Here is a 16,269-nt window from a genome sequence, read left to right on the forward strand (position 1 = left end):
ATTAAGTCAATTTTAAATTGACATACTTTGTTGTATTTCGGCTTTAGCGCTAAGAGAGATATCAACAAAAGCTTGCACTGTGGCACTGCTGTTAATTTGTTTGTATTGAATTTGCAGTGGAATGTGTGCATTCGCTTTTTTTAAAGCAATAAAGTGACAACCTTCGGTGTAAAGTTTGCGCACACAAAACGGGGCAATAGCGACGCCTAAACCTGCGGATACCTCGGTGACTAATGTTTGCATATGTCGAGGTTGGCTGATGATATTGGGGGAAAAGCCGGCTCGTTTGCAAAGCGAGATAGTTTCATCAAAAAGCCCTTGAGCCTCATCGCGATTGAATAGAATAAATTTGTCGTTTTGCAACTGCGCCCAGTCTATGTGCTGTTTTTTAGCTAGTGAGTGATCTTGGTTAACGACGGCAATGAGCTTATCAATGTATATGTCATGGCTTATAAATTCATCTTCGATTGAGCTGGGCAGTGGCCTAGAAAACCCAATATCTATTTGTTCATTCTTAAACGCTTCAATTTGTTCTGTAGCTGTCATTTCAAATAATGACACGTGCACCTTGGGAAATTGAGACTTATAAACACGTACTAGTTTTGCCATAAAGGTTAAACATGCCGAACTCAAATGGGCGATGTTAAGTGTACCTACTTGTCCATTGTGGGCGCGTTTAACCTGTATTTTAGCATGTTCGGCAAGAGCCAAAATTCCCTTGGCGTCTTTAAGTAATTGCTCTCCCGCCTCGGTAATAGCCACTTCTCGAGAGTTTCTTTTAAATAAACTTACCCCTAGTTCGGTTTCAAGTGCTGAAATATGTCGACTAATAGCAGGTTGCACTGTGTGGAGTTCGTTTGCCGCTTCTGAAAAATTTTTATGCTTGGCGACGGTAATAAAACTTTTTAGTCTTTTGATATCCATAATTTCCTTGTATGCAAAAAGTGTATAGATTCAATTAAATAATAACATTTTTGTTATGCAAACATTGGGTTTATTCTGCTCCGGTATTTTACTTACCTGAGATTGAAATGACTAAGCCACAGCCACAGCAAAACCAGTCACTGAGTCGATTTATTTTATTATTGATGACTACGGCTATTGCCGCCACCGCTGCAAACCTCTATTACAATCAACCCATTTTGCCTCTTATTGCTAGAGAGTTTGCTCTAAACGATTCACAAATTGGCAGTATTCCCGCGTTAACACAATTCGGTTATGCCTTCGCCTTGCTATTTATTTCTCCCCTTGGAGATTCAATTGCCCGCAGGCGTTTGATAAGTGTTTTGTCTTGTCTATTAGTCATTGCATGCAGTATGGCAGTGGTTGCAACAAACCTAGCGTTGTTGCTGGTCGCAGTATTCCTTATTGGTGTAAGCGCCAATATTACTCAACAGTTAATTCCTTTTGCTGCATCAATGGTGTCTAAGGAAAACAAGGGCGCGACCTTAGGCACACTAATGATGGGTTTAACTTTAGGTATTTTGCTTTCACGAACCTTAAGTGGGCTAGTGGCAGAGCACTTTGGTTGGCGAAGCGTATTTGTAATGTCTGCCGTATTAGCTTCGTTTTTCGGGATATTACTGCAGCTATTTTTACCCTCTAATAAACCGCAAAGTAACTTAGGTTATTGGGCTCTGATAAAAAGTACTTTAGGTTTGTTTGCACAACACAAATCGCTACAAATTTTCACGCTTTCTGGTGCTTGTTGGTTCGCAGCTTTCAATGTGCTTTGGGCCACACTAGCTCTGTACGTTTACGAACAACCTTTTAATTACAGCACGCAGCAAGCTGGATTATTTGGTGTGATTGCCTTAGCCGGTGTTATTGGCGCTAAGGCTTCTGGTAAATGGGTCAACATTCTAGGCTCTAAAGCGTTAATCATGTATGCGCTAATTCTTGGTGCTATAGGTTTTGCAGTAAGCGGTTTATTTACCGGTAATTTATTGGCATTAATTGTGGGGATCATACTCATCGACTTCGCAATATTTAGCGCACAAGTAGCTAATCAAGTGCGAGTATTTAGCATTGACCCCGCAGCACAAAGCAGAATCAACGGCATTTATATGCTCGGCTATTACTTAGGCGGAGCGCTTGGCTCTATAGCCGGGGTCAAGGCGTTTTCTTTATATCAATGGCCGGGTGTTGTGGTTGTAGGCATCACCTTTATTTTGCTCAGTGTCATTTTTAACGCTTACGCCAAAAAAGCCTAAGCCTTTTCTTTTATTCATACTCGGAGTTTATATGAACCAACTAAAAATCACTGGTGGCTTTACCTTACTGTGTATTGCTTGTTTAACAATCATGGTTGGTGCACTTGTTGCACCAGGGATAATGAGTATTTCTAACGCTCTTGGAGTCACTGATAACCCTATTTTACTCGTTACACTGCCTGCACTAGGAGCCGTTATTTTTGCTCCAATTGCGGGTAAATTGATTGATAAATATGGTGCCTACTCATCGCTAATTGTCGGTTTGTTTTTATATGGACTTATTGGAGGGAGTGTTTTTTGGTTGTATGGACCGACTACTGTATTTATAAATCGTTTATTACTTGGTGGTGTTACTTCGGTGGTTATGGCCAGTAGTACCGTATTAATTTCACAATGGTATTTTGGCAAGGCTCGCTTAGCCATGATAGCCAAACAAGGAATGGCAATTGAGTTGGGAGGGGTATTGTTTTTGTTTTTAGGAGGCTTACTTGCTGCACGCTATTGGGCATTACCTTTATCTTTATATCTGACGGCATGGGTGTTTCTAGCCATGCTTTTATTGTTTGTGCCAACTAAACACCCTGCAGGAGACAAAAGCCAAATATCGGAAGGTGAATCGCTGCAGGATTCAGGTTTGTCGCTAAAAAGTGTTTACCTAGTGGCTGTAATATCTATGGCTACGTTTTTTACAGCGATAGTGTTACTGCCCGGCAGTATGCAAACACAAGACTACAACGAACAACAAGTAGGCTTGTTGCTTGCATTTATCTCTTTTGTTGCCGTTGTCGCGGCGCACTTTATGCCTAAATTAACTAAAGTACTGGGAGAACAAATGGTGTTGGCATTCGCTTTTATTGGATACGGATTATCTTATGTTCAATATTTGCAAGCAGGTACTTTAGCTTTAGTAATAGGTGCGGTTTTTAGTGGTATTGGCTTCGGCTTAAGTATTCCTCTTTTGAATCACATGACAGTCGAACGCAGTGCAACAGAGGTTCGCGGCCGAAACTTATCTTATTTCACCATGGCGGTTTTCTCGGGGCAGTTTTTAACGTCTTTTTCTGAATATATTCCTGGAGGATTCACGAATGTATTTATCATCAATGTATTTTGTTGCGTGTTAGTTGCGCTTTATTTAGTAGTAAACCGCTGTAAAGCCAGGGGCAAATCTTTACGAGTCTGAAGATAAAGACTACAGCTAAGTTATCCTAAGATTATTACAGTACCTATTTTCTTAGAGACCTCTGTTGCTTGGTAATTACGTTCGTTCAATTTATAGTGACTTATGATATCGAAAATCGGAATATATATGACTATAAAAATACTCGCTTCAGCTGTTTTGTTGTTAAGCCTAACCGCATGTACAAGTACGCAGCAAAAACTTGCGCCTTTACCTCCAATTGCACCTTCATCACCACAGGGCGATCACGTCGCTGCTATCGCGCCGTTAACATCCATGTATAGTTTTCAAGTGATTAATACGCTTAATAAAATTCCTGAATCCGTTACGCAATTGGCTGAGAACCTAAAAGACACTGACGTGGTATTCATCGGTGAGTTTCATTCTCATCAAGGCTCCCACTTATTGCAATTACAATTATTGGAGGCCCTATTTAAACGCAACCCTAATTTGATTTTGTCGATGGAGCAATTTACTCGTGACAGTCAAGTAGTGTTAGATAAATACCTAGCAGGAGAGTATGGAGAATCAACCTTAATAGAGGATGCTAATGCTTGGCCAGATTACAAAGGGTCTTATCGGGCGATTGTTGAGTTTGCAAAAGAGCATCAGATTCCTGTTGTAGCAGCCAATTCACCGGCCATGCATGTTAGGTGCGTGGGCAAAAAAGGACCTGAAGTGATTGCGCGTTTTCCCGCTGAGCAAGCGGATTGGTCTGCTAAAGAATTGGACTTAGAGAACGAAAATTATAAAGATAAATTTATGTCTTTTATTCAGTCCTCAGGACGTAGTCATGGGCAAACCCCAGAGCAACAGCAAAAAAGCCAAATGAAAACTTATGCTGCGCAATTATTGCGGGACACTACTATGGCGCAGTCGATCATTCGTGCCTTAGAAACACATCCCGATGCAAAGGTCATACACCTAAATGGCGCGTTTCATAGTGATAATCGCCTAGGGACTGTTGCCGTGTTGGAAGACATGCGCCCCAATCTAAACGTTAAGGTGCTAAGTCCAGTGATGGTGGAGGATAATATGCATCCTATGGCTAGCGCCGCGCAATATGAACAAGGTGACTATGTTTATTTATTGCGCCCTATGCCTGAGCGTTTTCATAATGACGACAAGCGAAATGCTTCTATTCGTAAATTAATTAAACAACGCATGACAGAAACCTGCGATATGCCTTAGTTTGTGGCTAGTAGAGGTTCAGGCACATCATGACACGTACCTGAAACCAATTATTTTTATAAATGTGGACCAGCTTTAGTTAAGGCTTTACCTTCTTCATTGTCGGTGAACTTAGCAAAGTTATCGATAAAACGTGTGGCTAAGTCTCGGGCTTTTTTATCCCAATCGTCGTTATTGGAGTAGGTACTTCGCGGATCTAACAACTGACTATCAACCCCTGTAATGCTGGTGGGGAAAGCCAAATTAAAGTAAGGCAGGGTGGTACATTGTGCTTCTTCTACCTCGCCGCTTAAGATTGCATCTATGATGGCTCGGGTGTCGGCTAAACTTATACGTTTACCAGTGCCGTTCCAACCGGTATTGACCAAATAGGCACTCGCACCTGCATCGGCCATACGTTGTTCGAGAACTTGAGCATATTGAGTAGGATGCAAGCTTAAAAAAGCCTGTCCAAAACAAGACGAAAAAGTGGGAGTGGGTTCGGTAACGCCGCGCTCTGTACCTGCTAATTTAGCTGTGAAACCCGACAGATAATGGTATTTGGCTTGCTCACTAGTTAAACGTGATACCGGGGGAAACACCCCAAAGGCATCGGCAGTCAAAAATATCACTTTTTTAGCATGCCCAGCTTTACTAATGCCCAACACACGGTTTTCGATATGTTCGATGGGGTAGGACACCCGAGTATTTTCGGTTTTGCTGTTATCGGAATAATCAGGGGTGTTGCCATTTATCACAACATTTTCTAATAAAGCGTTACGTTTAATGGCGTGATAAATTTCAGGTTCTTTTTGGGGATCTAAATCAATGGTTTTGGCATAACAACCGCCTTCAAAATTGAAAACTCCGTCGTCGTCCCAGCCGTGTTCGTCATCACCTATCAAGGCGCGATTTGGATCGGCGGATAAAGTAGTTTTACCTGTGCCCGACAAACCAAAGAATATCGCGGTTTCATCGTTCTTACAGACATTGGCTGAACAGTGCATAGAAGCAATTCCCTGTAACGGCAAAAAGTAGTTCATCATAGAGAACATACCTTTTTTCATTTCACCGCCATACCAAGTGCCACCAATTAATTGCATTTTTTCAGTTAAGTTAAAGGCAACAAAAGTTTCTGAGTTGGTTTGATGCTTTTTGAATTCTGGGTCCGAAGTTTTTGATGCATTCATTACTACAAAGTCAGGTTCAAAGTTATCTAATTGTTGTTCTGTGGGGCGTATAAACATATTTTTCACAAAGTGAGCTTGCCATGCTACTTGCATAACAAAACGTACTTTTAGGGCGGTATTTGGATTCGCGCCACATATCGCATCCACAACATATAAATCGCTATTCGATAATTGTTTTTGACTTATCTGTTTGAGTGCTTGCCATGTGTCTTTTGAAATGGGTTTATTGTCGTTGCCATTTTCTGGCGTTCGCCACCATACAGTATCTTGGGTGGTAGCGTCTTTGACAATAAATTTATCTTTAGGAGAACGGCCTGTGTAAATCCCGGTATCCACATTTACGGCTCCAGATTCTATTATTGTGCCTTTTTCATAACCTGTCAGGGCAGCATCTGTTTCAGCGTCGAATAATGTTTCATAACTGGGGTTATGGATGATGTTTGTAATATTTTCCAACCCAATTGCTTCTAAATGGGTACGCACTTTTTCAAGTCTTGTGGCGGTTTTTTGCGAAGTAGTTAAGGTCATACTCAATCCATTATTCTTTGTGTGAATTATTTAGCCATTTTTTTAGCCATAATAGTGATAAAAAAACACCAGTGCTAGGTCCAGTGACCTATGAACATAAGGTGTAATTGGCACTATTTTTATACACCTAAAAAAAACTCAGATCTTAAAAATGAACTTATCTTTATCATTCATGAGGTGAATGTGACTTTGTTGAATAATAGATAAAGGTAATCGAGGTGTTGCTTTAGGTGTTTGTTGAGAGTGGAAATGCTGAGAGTTAGGGCTGGGTTGATTTTTAATTTACAGCATTCACAAAAAAGGGAGCTAGAAAGCTCCCTTGTGCTGATTATTTGAGGCTTAACAAAAATTAAGCTTTTTTAGCCGCCGGTTTAGCTGCTAATTTAGCAACCGCGTCGGTTAACGCGTCAATTTTTGCACTTAACTCTTCAATTTTTTGATCGGTATCAGTGTTGTTAAAGCCAAGTTTTGAACGAACTGTTTCGATACGTGAATCGATTTCAGCTTTTTCAGCTACTTTAGTTTTAACTTCTTCAACTTTGCCTTTGCCTTCAGTTTCAAGTTTTTCACCTTTAGCAACAAGTTCGGTAAACAATTTGTTTGAATCAGTTGAAAGGGCTTCAAAGCGACCTTTCACTTCTTCATAACCTTTACCGTAGGCACCAAGACCTGCTAACCAAACTTTACGAGCCATATCTTCTGCAGATGCGGCTTTCTCTTTAATCATGTCGATGTTGTTCATAATATTTACTCCGTAGCTATTTAAAATTAAACCTATTGCTTCGATGGAATGAATGTTACGGATTAAAATTAGAAATCGCATACTAATCAAACAATATTTTTAAAACTATTTGTAAATACTTCTATTGAATAATCATTTAGAGGTTGATATCGAAAAGTTGCAGGGAATTGAAGCAAAATTTTAGATGTGCCACTAATATCAATTATTTATACAGAGATAAAGGACATTTCGATGCTTAAACGAGTCAAATCAATCATGGTGTTAACTGTGGCGTTGTGGGGTTTCATTGGTGCTATTCATAACTTAGTTGATTGGAATGGCACCATAGCGGCGGTAACTGCGGTGACTTCTATGGTCACTATTGACGGTGGTCCTGATGGTTGGCAAGCGACATCAAATTTGTTTGTCATTTGGGCGGGTGCACTGTTTATCTTGCTGTCTAAAATTCTTGCCGGTATTTTGTGCAGTGTCGGAGGCGTCAAAATGTGGCACGCAAATGTTTCTGATAATGCTTATCATAAGGCTAGAAATATCGCCTTAGCAGGGTGTGGAGTTGCACTTATCATGTTGTTTGCTGGTTTTATCGTTGTAGCTGAAAGTTGGTTTGAACTGTGGCGCTCTGAATCGATGCTAGGCCCTGTACTGCAATCTGCTTTTAGGTATGGCGGTATGATAGGTATTATTGCGTTGTTTGTTGCAACCAATGATTAAACTTCTCTATATTGGTTTGTGGTTGAGACCAAAATATTCATTCGGTTTATAAAAGTTAAGATCTAAGCGGATAGCAAAATCTATTTAATTTAAAACACCTTAAATTCTTACGATAAATCAACAGCAACAGTTCGAAATACCTTGAACGCAGTGTTGCTGGTGCTCTTCTTTCTGAGTTTCAGAATCGTTGCCTTTAATCAGTCGTTTCATATCATCGAAACTCAGCAGTTGCTTTAGTTCAAAAGGTTTTGGTGAAATTCTGTCTGCAAATGTGCAAACAATGTGTAAGCCGCTTCTAGATAAGAACTAATATTTCAGCTTTGTGTCCCATCAGTAATTATTTAATTGACCATTTTAATTATCGAACTCGATAAAAAAAATAATAGTAACTGGAGATACAATGAAGTTTAGCAAAGTGGGCCATCCTTTTTACCAATCGTTAATGTTATGCATTAGCCTTTCAATTTTTGTGTTAGCGGGATGTTCAAGCAGTGATGATGACGGTACGGGTTATGTGAAGTTTTATAATGCATCACCCAATGCTCCAGGAATTTTTTTAACGGTAGACGAAAACCTAGACGACGATGACGACGACGAAATTGAAGTCACCTACAGTTCAGTAGATTTTACTGAAGTGAGTGGTAATAACGCCTTAGATACTGATACCTATTTCATCGAATTAGCATGGCAGGACGAAGAAAGCAGTGATAGAAGTGATCTAGAAATTATCTATGAAGACAGCGTTAAGATAAAGTCTGACACTATTAGTTTTGTTGCGCTCACAGGTGATGTTCGCGAGCCGGAAGTGCTTAGATTTGATATCGATGTGGTCGATGATGATGATGACGACGATGATGATCTATTCAATGTTCGCTTACTCAATATTCATGCAGATATTCAAGAAGTTGATGTTTATGTTTCTAAAGACAATGAAACCTTCAATGAAGCTGAGTTTTTAGCCACAGCAAGTTATCAAGACTTGTCAGACAATATGAAACTTGAACAAGACCAATATATTTTTTACATCACTTTGCCAGGCAGCACTGATGTTATTTACACTTCGGTTGATCAGTCTTATTCGGTAGTCAGTCAGTACATCATTGTGTTGCGTGACAATACCGGTGTTGGGTCTTCCGATTTCACTATAGACAGTATCGGAATCAATGGCATAACAGAGTTGCAAGATGTTGATTCTGAAGCTGAATTTGGTTTTTATAATGCGATATCTAGTAACGATTATTTGCCTGATTACCAAGGTAAGATTGATATAGACGTGAGAATCGGCAGCACCATTAAAGTCGAAATAGATGATTTGGTTAAAGGTGAGTTTAGCGAATCGACTATTACCTCTAATGGTGATTATGCCTTCGATGTACTCAATTCCGATACCTCTGAGTTATACATTAAAGATGCCTTGCTTAGCCTTCAAGAAAACGCCGATAACACTATTTTCTTATATGGTCGAAAAGATGCAATTGATGACGATGAAGATGGTGATATTGACGAAAATGGTGATGGTATCGTTGATGACTACGAAATTGTGATCAAGTCTTTGACCCTTACTAAAAGTAGTAGCTCAAGCATTTATAGTCATGGTGTGAAGGTAGTGAATTTGGCAAATTCCGAAGACTTTAGCCGCGTGACTTTTTACTTTGTTTTAAATGACGAAATTATATCTACCGCAGACAACTTGTTATCAGTATTACAAGAAAACTCGGGCTCGTTGACATTGCTAAATAATACTTACGATATTTACGCAATCGCTGCCATAGACGGTACTGATATTGTTTTGGATAGCATGCAAATGGTTTTGAATGAAACGAGCCAAGAGCAATACTTGATATTTGAACAGGATGAGAATGCTTCGTCTGGATACAAAATGTTATTGGTTGATCAGACGAGTGTCGATTAAACCTTTCTAATTATTGCCGAAGTGAAGGCGCGTGTCTTGTCATTCACTTCGGTCATTCTATTTTCCTATTTATTACTTATGCAACTTACGAAGGGCGAACGAATGTTTGCGTCATCAACAAATGCGCCCGTTAAAACGCTACTCACTTGTGGTGAACTTAAGCAAAAATAGAAATCAGCAGGATTTCCAATGAAAAAACCAATAATTACTACCAGTTTTACCCTTTCTCTTTTCGCTGTATCACTGGCTCAGGCTGCGCAATATACCGTTGTTGAATTGCCTGTTGCAGAATTGGGCGAGAGCACTTTCCCAGTAGCAATTAATAATGTAGGCGAAACAGTTGTGAATATGGAATTGCAATATAATCCTCCAATAGATACAAGTTTAATCGACTTTGACTCGGCAGAGGTGATCGCGGGTTTAGATAACCTAGATGGTGTTCGAGGTGGGGATTTAAGTGACATTGATTATAACTGGTTGTATAGCTATGTATCGTCCTATACACAAGATCAACAATTTCAACAAATCGCCAGTTTAAATAGTTATATCGCAACCGAAACATACAGCGATCTAATACGCGGTTTCGATACCATCGACCCCAACACCGATGACTACAGAAACAGCGCAACCACCCAAGTTAGGTCTATCAATAATTTTGGATATGCGGTGGGTAATAGTCAGGATGGTTTTTACACTCTAACCTATCTTAATGAAAATTTTTATGATGTGACCTATGTATTGAATGATTTCTACTCACGAGCCTTTGCTCAGGTAGATGGGGACATAACAGAACTGCCGCCACCCGACGCAACTGCCGGTGGAATAAGCGATGCTTACGATATCAATTCCAGCAATCAAGTGGTGGGTTATGGCACAACCGAATTTGTTTCTGATACCTACACAACAGGAGTTGAGGACTGTGCTGATCCAACTGAAAGAGGCGATGTACCAGAGGAGTCTTGTTTACGATCCTTGAGTATTAGTTTGTTTAACAATGTCACTTCGGTAGCGCAACAAAGAGGGTTAATTTGGCAATTAGATGAAGATGGAGATTTAATCGATACCTACACTTTAGGCATGCTAATTGAGCTAGATGATTCTAATAGCACTGCATACAAAAGCACAGCAGTGGCAATAAACGACTACGGCGTCGCTGTGGGAGAATCCCCTAATTATTATCTTGATACAGACTCTTTGACTACTGCAGCTGCAATTTATATTGGCGATCAGGTGACGACCATTAATCAAGATGAAGAGGTATTTACGAGTACTGCCTACGATATCAACAACGATAATATTGTAGTCGGGCACGTCACCAAAAGTGTCAATGGCACCACCCGTTCTAAGTTTTTTATACATGATATCGAAGCTGATCTCACTCTGTATCCAGATGACTTTTTTGTAGGCTCATCTAGTGTGGCCAATTCGATTAATAACGAAAACTTTGTGGTAGGTTATGGCGAGTCTGAAGCCACACTTACAGAGCGCAGAACCGAAGGTTTTTTATACGACTACAAAAACGATATATTTCAAGGGCTTAATTCACTGACTGAATGTAACTCTGACTACGATATTGTGCAGGCAAATGCTATTAACGATAGCAATGAAATAATCGCAACCGCGTTGGTATCTAAACCACAGAGAAATATTCGCGGAGAAATCATTCTAGACGATCTTGGTGGTCAAACCTTAGTAGATACGGTAGTTGCAGTAAAACTCATTCCAATTGCTGGTGGCTCTATTGATAACTGTGATGTTTATGTGGAAGAGCAAGTACGCCAAGGCGCGAGTATGCCTTTGTTACTGAACTTAGGGTTATTTCTATTATGTCTTTTTAGACTAAGGACCAAACAAGGGGAGTAGTCTTTTTGATTGGGCATCAATATAGATGCCCAGCCTAATTAGCCAATCAGAACTTCAAATGGATGTAAGTTAAAAGTACACTGTGTCAAGAGTGCAATCAGCCTAATCATCCGTAATTTAGTGAAAGTTCACAGCGCTTTATTTTGTTGAGATGTTATATCTTTGCAAAGTAACATGTCAGGGATTTTTGCCGAAGCACCGCTGTAAAAACCAATTTCTTTCTCAAACTGAGCTGGGTTTTTGAAGGTACCAAACAAGATGTCGAAGATTGGTAAATCTGAATAATTGTATGCGTGTATACCTTTAGAATGGTGCACTGAGTGACTCTCTGGGCGCTGCACAAGGTAGCCTAACCATTGTGGGGTTTTTATATTGGTATGTTGGAATATTACCAAAAACATAGTGATGAATAAAAAGTACGTGGTTGTTTGTGGGCTAACGCCAACAATCAGCGCTAAACTTAAACTGCCCATCATTGTAAAACCAATCATATCTAGCGGACTAAAATAAAACGCACCAAGAGTATCAACTCTTTCTGCGCTATGATGCATTTGATGGAAGGAACGCCATAACCAATTCGTTTTATGTAAACTGCGGTGCCAAACATAAATGAGTAGTTCAAAAACCAATACCGCGATAAGTGTACTCAAGTAAACGTTCATTTCTGTAAGGTCGAAAAGTTGGTATTCGATTAGATATTTGTCCCAAAAAAGCGGCAAATAAGTAGAAAGGTAGAAGTAACCGACAAAGAATATTAACGCTCGGGGTACCCATCCTTTTACTGATGTTTGTTTGCGTCCAGGCGCTATGACTTCCAGTATCATTAGCGTACAGAAAAGAGCAATAACACCGAGAGATATTGGGTCGAGTAAGATTTCAAGTGGGGTTGGCATGGTTAAATTATCCTTAAAATAAATAGTGGTTGTTGCCAGTGTGAGTATCGATTGCCGCTGTTTTTTTACCTGAATTTTATGTAACAATTGGCTAATCAATGGGTAACCTTATGGGCCAATCGATTGCCATGCTGTGTTGTTTGTGCAAAATGAGACATGTATGAAATATCTAATAGCAGACTTCGAAATTGACACCACACAGTTCCAAATTACTTTGGGTACAACTGCGGTTTCTGTTGAACCCAAAGTGTTCGACTTACTGGTTTATTTAATCGAAAATCGCGGCCGCTTGATAACCAGAGATGAGTTATTTGACAAAATTTGGGCTGGCCGTGAAGTTTCAGACACCACCTTAAGTAACCATGTTAAAAGTGCCAGAAAGGCGCTGGGTGATAATGGTGATTTGCAGCAAGTCATAAAAACGGTGCGAGGGCGAGGCTACCAGTTTATAGCTGAAGTGCTGGAGTTGCCTTTAGTTAATCAACCTCAAAGTCAACCGGCCACTGTATTAAACAAACTGCAGAGTATGCCAAAACTCGTATTTGCTATTACTTGTTTGATTCTGCTAATCATCGCTTATTGGTGGCCAACAGGAACGACTCAGCTAGATGTTGAATCAGACACGCGGCCTTATATTTTGGTCGTGCCCTTTAGTGTTTCTGGAGGTGACAGCGAAAAGTGGCAACCCTTCGCTGATCAAATCACCCGTGAAGTCATCTTAAAGCTCCGGCAAATTTCTGGATTACGGGTGATACCTGCTTCTTCCGCTTTTACGTTTAAAGACAATAAATCAACTGAGAATATTAGTAAGAAACTTCCCGAAGTTGACTACTTGTTGGATGCGATGGTGAGTGTTGATGTTAACCAAAGTATTCAGATTAGCACCGAACTAGAGAGTTTAACTAAAGACAATTTAATATGGAATGACCACTATAATAGCCGCATTGATGACACCAATTTCTTTTCGGTTCAGACTGATATTGCCGCTTCTGTTTCAGACGCGCTAAAAGTTGTCATATTAGCAAAAGAACAAAGCGCCCTAGCAGAATTACCCACCACCAACTTAAAGGCATATGAACTTTATGTGGCGGGACAAAAGCAATTAAATTTGTTGACTTATGATTCCTTAAAACGCTCGGTGGTGTTGTTTTCTCAAGCTATCAAACTAGATCCTCATTTCGAGGCGGCGTATGTAGCTAAGGCAGATGCGTTTCGTATAATCATGTCCTATTTTGAGAAACCTGTAGAGGTTTTACCCGATGTTGTTGATTCTGTTCTAGCGGCACTTGAAATTAGACCGGATTCAGCTGAAGCGTTATCATCTTTGGGCTTGGCTTATGTATTTGCATGGCGCTGGGAAGATGCGTGGAAAGTGCTCAATGCGGCTCGAAAAGAAGACCCAAATCTGGCGCTAACTGAGGTGGGTTTTGCGCTTTATTATTCAGGTATTGGTGATGTAGAAGGGGTGTATCGATCTCTTGAAAAAGCCAACGAACTTGACCCATTAAACATCGAACTCGCCGATTGGGGACACTGGGCGTTAGCAATGATAGGAGAAAACACAGCTGCTATACAATGGGCTAAAAATCAAATTCAATTACACCCTGAAGTTGGGTTGATTTATAGTGGTGCCAGTGTTTCTGCGTCACTATCTGGAGACCACGAACGAGCCATCGCCTTAGCCACCAAAGGAGTCTCATTGGACTCTGGTTCACCTTACGCGATACTGGCTTTGGCACAAAGTTATGGGCACGCTGGAATGCTTGATAAAATCCCACTTTTACTAGAAGAAGCTAAGCAAACTGACGGCTTTTTATGTCCCTATGAAACCGCCATCACTCATTTACTGCTTAATCAGACTGACAAAGCATTTGAGTTGTTCAATGAAGCCATTGCTTACCGATCTAACTGTCTGGTTTTTACGCGTTTTGACCCGAGATTAAGCCACATAAAAAGTGACCCTCGTTATTTAGCATTGCTAACAAGAGTCGGGCTAGATGACGGCGCTATCCGCCAATACCCGCGTTAGTTTACTTAATGCTAGAATAAGTGTTTGATTCTTTGAATCAGTTTTTGAAAAAGTGATTATTGACTAATATTGTGATTTTGTTTCCTTAGGTAAGCGAATACACCTCCACCAATAGCGCCACACAAACTTTGGCATATAAAGCCAAAAGTGCTTCTAGTACTGGCTAATAAACTAATGTCTAAAATGGGATGCATTGCTAAAAGTGCCACAGAGATACTCACACCTCCAGCCAAACCATAGATTAGATTAGGGGACAGTTTAAAGCGTTTAATCAACTGTTTTGCCACCACAAACGCAATAAGAAAACTCGCGGCTATGACTACCCCGTAAGTTGGATAAAGACCTAATAGATCGTCCAGACTCATACTGAGTCTGTCTTTGAATAAAATCTTAACTCCTAATTGACTCAACTCAGCCATCACTAATTGACTATGAATTAGGCTGGCTAGAACAAATGCAAAAATCACAGCTACAAGAAAATGAGTGCAAAGCCTAAGGTAAAAATTTAGTTTCATACAATACTACTTATTTTATTGTTAACGTGGAACAAGGAATTGGGGGGATAATGAGGGAACTGGATGCTAATATCAATCAACTATGGCTCGGATTGCGAGTCTAATTCTATCCTAGAGACGACACATTTATGCAATACCGAGGTTTTATTTTTGCGATGACTTTGTTTTTTGTCGCGACTTCTAATGGTTTGGCAACGCCGAAACTTCAATTCCCTAATTATCAAATACAGCAGATTGCAAACGACCTCAACTTTCCTTGGTCCCTAGCATTTATGCCCGATCAGAGTGTTTTGGTAACTGAGCGAAGCGGTAAATTGTCAAGAATCCGCGAAGGGCATTCTCCAGAGCTAATTAATGGTTTACCCAACAATATATATGTACAAGGGCAGGGGGGATTATTAGATGTGGTTTTGCATCCTAATTTCGCATCTAACAATTGGTTGTATCTTTCTTATTCTATGGGGGAGCCTAGCAAAAACGCTTTACAGGTCATGCGAGCAAAACTCAGGGGGAATCAGCTAACTGAACAGCAAGTTGTGCTTAGGGTTTCGCCCTATAAATCTACACCAGTGCATTTTGCGGGTCGTATGACTTTTTTGCCTGATCATACCTTATTAATAACAAGTGGCGATGGATTTGACTATCGAGAAGACGCACAAAAACTCAATAGTTTAATGGGTAAAGTGATACGAATTCATGACGATGGTAGTGTTCCCGCAAACAACCCTTATGTTGTTGAGGATACTGATTCGTTAATGAACTACATTTTTAGTTATGGACACAGAAACGCTCAGGCAATTGTATTTGATCCTGTGCGCCAAGTGATTTTTTCCAATGAGCATGGGCCAGACGGAGGCGATGAACTTAATATAATTCAAGCTGGGGTAAATTACGGTTGGCCGGTGATTACCCATGGCAAAGATTATATAGGTGGACGTATTAGCCCGTTCACAGAATATCCTAATATGCAGCAGCCTTTTATCGATTGGACTCCTTCAATTGCGCCTTCTGGAATGGCAGTTCACGGCGGCGAACAATTCAAATCATTGAACGGAGACTTGTTAATCAGTGTCCTTAAATTCAAAGAGGTGCGATGGGTGCAAATGGATGGTTTGAAAGTGACAGGGCAACTCTCTTTATTCAAAGAGCTTGACCAAAGAATTCGTGATGTGCGTGTTCATCCTGATGGTTCTATCTATATTTTAACCGATAGCGCACAAGGCAAGGTGCTGAGAGTTGTGCCAGATTAGCGCTAGATTTACTCAAAATAAGCATTTTTGTTAAAAAACTGTAAAATTCAGTAACTTATAACTTAAATGAATA

13 protein-coding genes are annotated in these 16,269 nt (G+C 40.2%); 8 read left to right on the forward strand and 5 right to left on the reverse strand.

Features of this window, described 5'->3' with window-relative positions; all coding sequences use genetic code 11:
* Positions 1-12: 12 nt before the first annotated feature.
* Positions 13-924, reverse strand: a complete 912-nt coding sequence (locus tag KO534_RS11425) for a LysR family transcriptional regulator (protein ID WP_215929788.1) — start codon at positions 922-924, stop codon at positions 13-15.
* A 107-nt stretch (positions 925-1,031) separates the two neighbouring features.
* On the opposite strand from KO534_RS11425, the gene KO534_RS11430 reads away from it, so the two are divergent.
* From KO534_RS11430 to KO534_RS11440, 3 genes are all read left to right on the forward strand, one after another.
* Positions 1,032-2,213 (forward strand): MFS transporter, encoded by a 1,182-nt coding sequence (locus KO534_RS11430; protein ID WP_252732099.1) that lies wholly within the window; start codon positions 1,032-1,034, stop codon positions 2,211-2,213.
* Between the two features lie 31 nt (positions 2,214-2,244).
* Entirely contained in the window at positions 2,245-3,396 is a 1,152-nt protein-coding gene (locus KO534_RS11435) for an MFS transporter (protein WP_215929789.1), read from the forward strand.
* A 126-nt stretch (positions 3,397-3,522) separates the two neighbouring features.
* The gene (locus tag KO534_RS11440; RefSeq protein ID WP_215929790.1) at positions 3,523-4,584 is read left to right on the forward strand and encodes a ChaN family lipoprotein; all 1,062 of its coding nucleotides are present in this window, start codon (positions 3,523-3,525) and stop codon (positions 4,582-4,584) included.
* 56 nt (positions 4,585-4,640) lie between these two features.
* Here the strand turns inward: KO534_RS11440 and pckA are convergent, their stop codons facing one another.
* On the reverse strand, positions 4,641-6,281 hold the full coding sequence (gene pckA, locus KO534_RS11445; RefSeq protein WP_215929791.1) for a phosphoenolpyruvate carboxykinase (ATP): 1,641 nt from the start codon (positions 6,279-6,281) through the stop codon (positions 4,641-4,643).
* A 349-nt stretch (positions 6,282-6,630) separates the two neighbouring features.
* The gene (locus tag KO534_RS11450; protein WP_215929792.1) at positions 6,631-7,023 is read right to left on the reverse strand and encodes a phasin-related domain-containing protein; all 393 of its coding nucleotides are present in this window, start codon (positions 7,021-7,023) and stop codon (positions 6,631-6,633) included.
* A 231-nt stretch (positions 7,024-7,254) separates the two neighbouring features.
* Here KO534_RS11450 and KO534_RS11455 point away from each other — a divergent pair, with 231 nt between their 5' ends.
* From KO534_RS11455 to KO534_RS11465, 3 genes are all read left to right on the forward strand, one after another.
* Complete coding sequence (locus KO534_RS11455; protein WP_215929793.1) at positions 7,255-7,734, forward strand: DUF2165 family protein; 480 nt, start codon at positions 7,255-7,257, stop codon at positions 7,732-7,734.
* Between the two features lie 400 nt (positions 7,735-8,134).
* Entirely contained in the window at positions 8,135-9,646 is a 1,512-nt protein-coding gene (locus tag KO534_RS11460) for a DUF4397 domain-containing protein (protein WP_215929794.1), read from the forward strand.
* A 189-nt stretch (positions 9,647-9,835) separates the two neighbouring features.
* A complete protein-coding gene (locus KO534_RS11465; RefSeq protein ID WP_215929795.1) occupies positions 9,836-11,509 on the forward strand; it encodes a DUF3466 family protein in 1,674 nt (557 codons plus the stop codon).
* 128 nt (positions 11,510-11,637) lie between these two features.
* On the opposite strand, the gene KO534_RS11470 is transcribed toward KO534_RS11465, so the two are convergent.
* Complete coding sequence (locus tag KO534_RS11470) at positions 11,638-12,402, reverse strand: sterol desaturase family protein (protein WP_215929796.1); 765 nt, start codon at positions 12,400-12,402, stop codon at positions 11,638-11,640.
* Between the two features lie 160 nt (positions 12,403-12,562).
* On the opposite strand from KO534_RS11470, the gene KO534_RS11475 reads away from it, so the two are divergent.
* Positions 12,563-14,431 (forward strand): winged helix-turn-helix domain-containing protein, encoded by a 1,869-nt coding sequence (locus KO534_RS11475; protein ID WP_215929797.1) that lies wholly within the window; start codon positions 12,563-12,565, stop codon positions 14,429-14,431.
* Between the two features lie 56 nt (positions 14,432-14,487).
* On the opposite strand, the gene KO534_RS11480 is transcribed toward KO534_RS11475, so the two are convergent.
* Positions 14,488-14,946 carry a hypothetical protein gene (locus tag KO534_RS11480; RefSeq protein ID WP_215929798.1) on the reverse strand — a complete coding sequence of 153 codons (459 nt, stop codon included), beginning with the start codon at positions 14,944-14,946 and terminating at the stop codon, positions 14,488-14,490.
* A 128-nt stretch (positions 14,947-15,074) separates the two neighbouring features.
* Here KO534_RS11480 and KO534_RS11485 point away from each other — a divergent pair, with 128 nt between their 5' ends.
* Positions 15,075-16,196 carry a PQQ-dependent sugar dehydrogenase gene (locus tag KO534_RS11485; RefSeq protein ID WP_215929799.1) on the forward strand — a complete coding sequence of 374 codons (1,122 nt, stop codon included), beginning with the start codon at positions 15,075-15,077 and terminating at the stop codon, positions 16,194-16,196.
* The last annotated feature ends 73 nt before the right edge of the window (positions 16,197-16,269 follow it).

This window comes from Paraglaciecola arctica (genome assembly GCF_018861065.1).
In the GTDB taxonomy this organism is placed as follows: Bacteria; Pseudomonadota; Gammaproteobacteria; order Enterobacterales; family Alteromonadaceae; genus Paraglaciecola; species Paraglaciecola arctica_B.

Bases quoted from the DNA above. Each gene is read 5' to 3' on its own strand.
- KO534_RS11425 (WP_215929788.1), bottom strand. From the start codon at position 924: ATGGATATCAAAAGACTAAAAAGTTTTATTACCGTCGCCAAGCATAAA.
- KO534_RS11430 (WP_252732099.1), top strand. From the start codon at position 1,032: ATGACTAAGCCACAGCCACAGCAAAACCAGTCACTGAGTCGATTTATT.
- KO534_RS11435 (WP_215929789.1), top strand. From the start codon at position 2,245: ATGAACCAACTAAAAATCACTGGTGGCTTTACCTTACTGTGTATTGCT.
- KO534_RS11440 (WP_215929790.1), top strand. From the start codon at position 3,523: ATGACTATAAAAATACTCGCTTCAGCTGTTTTGTTGTTAAGCCTAACC.
- pckA (WP_215929791.1), bottom strand. From the start codon at position 6,281: ATGACCTTAACTACTTCGCAAAAAACCGCCACAAGACTTGAAAAAGTG.
- KO534_RS11450 (WP_215929792.1), bottom strand. From the start codon at position 7,023: ATGAACAACATCGACATGATTAAAGAGAAAGCCGCATCTGCAGAAGAT.
- KO534_RS11455 (WP_215929793.1), top strand. From the start codon at position 7,255: ATGCTTAAACGAGTCAAATCAATCATGGTGTTAACTGTGGCGTTGTGG.
- KO534_RS11460 (WP_215929794.1), top strand. From the start codon at position 8,135: ATGAAGTTTAGCAAAGTGGGCCATCCTTTTTACCAATCGTTAATGTTA.
- KO534_RS11465 (WP_215929795.1), top strand. From the start codon at position 9,836: ATGAAAAAACCAATAATTACTACCAGTTTTACCCTTTCTCTTTTCGCT.
- KO534_RS11470 (WP_215929796.1), bottom strand. From the start codon at position 12,402: ATGCCAACCCCACTTGAAATCTTACTCGACCCAATATCTCTCGGTGTT.
- KO534_RS11475 (WP_215929797.1), top strand. From the start codon at position 12,563: ATGAAATATCTAATAGCAGACTTCGAAATTGACACCACACAGTTCCAA.
- KO534_RS11480 (WP_215929798.1), bottom strand. From the start codon at position 14,946: ATGAAACTAAATTTTTACCTTAGGCTTTGCACTCATTTTCTTGTAGCT.
- KO534_RS11485 (WP_215929799.1), top strand. From the start codon at position 15,075: ATGCAATACCGAGGTTTTATTTTTGCGATGACTTTGTTTTTTGTCGCG.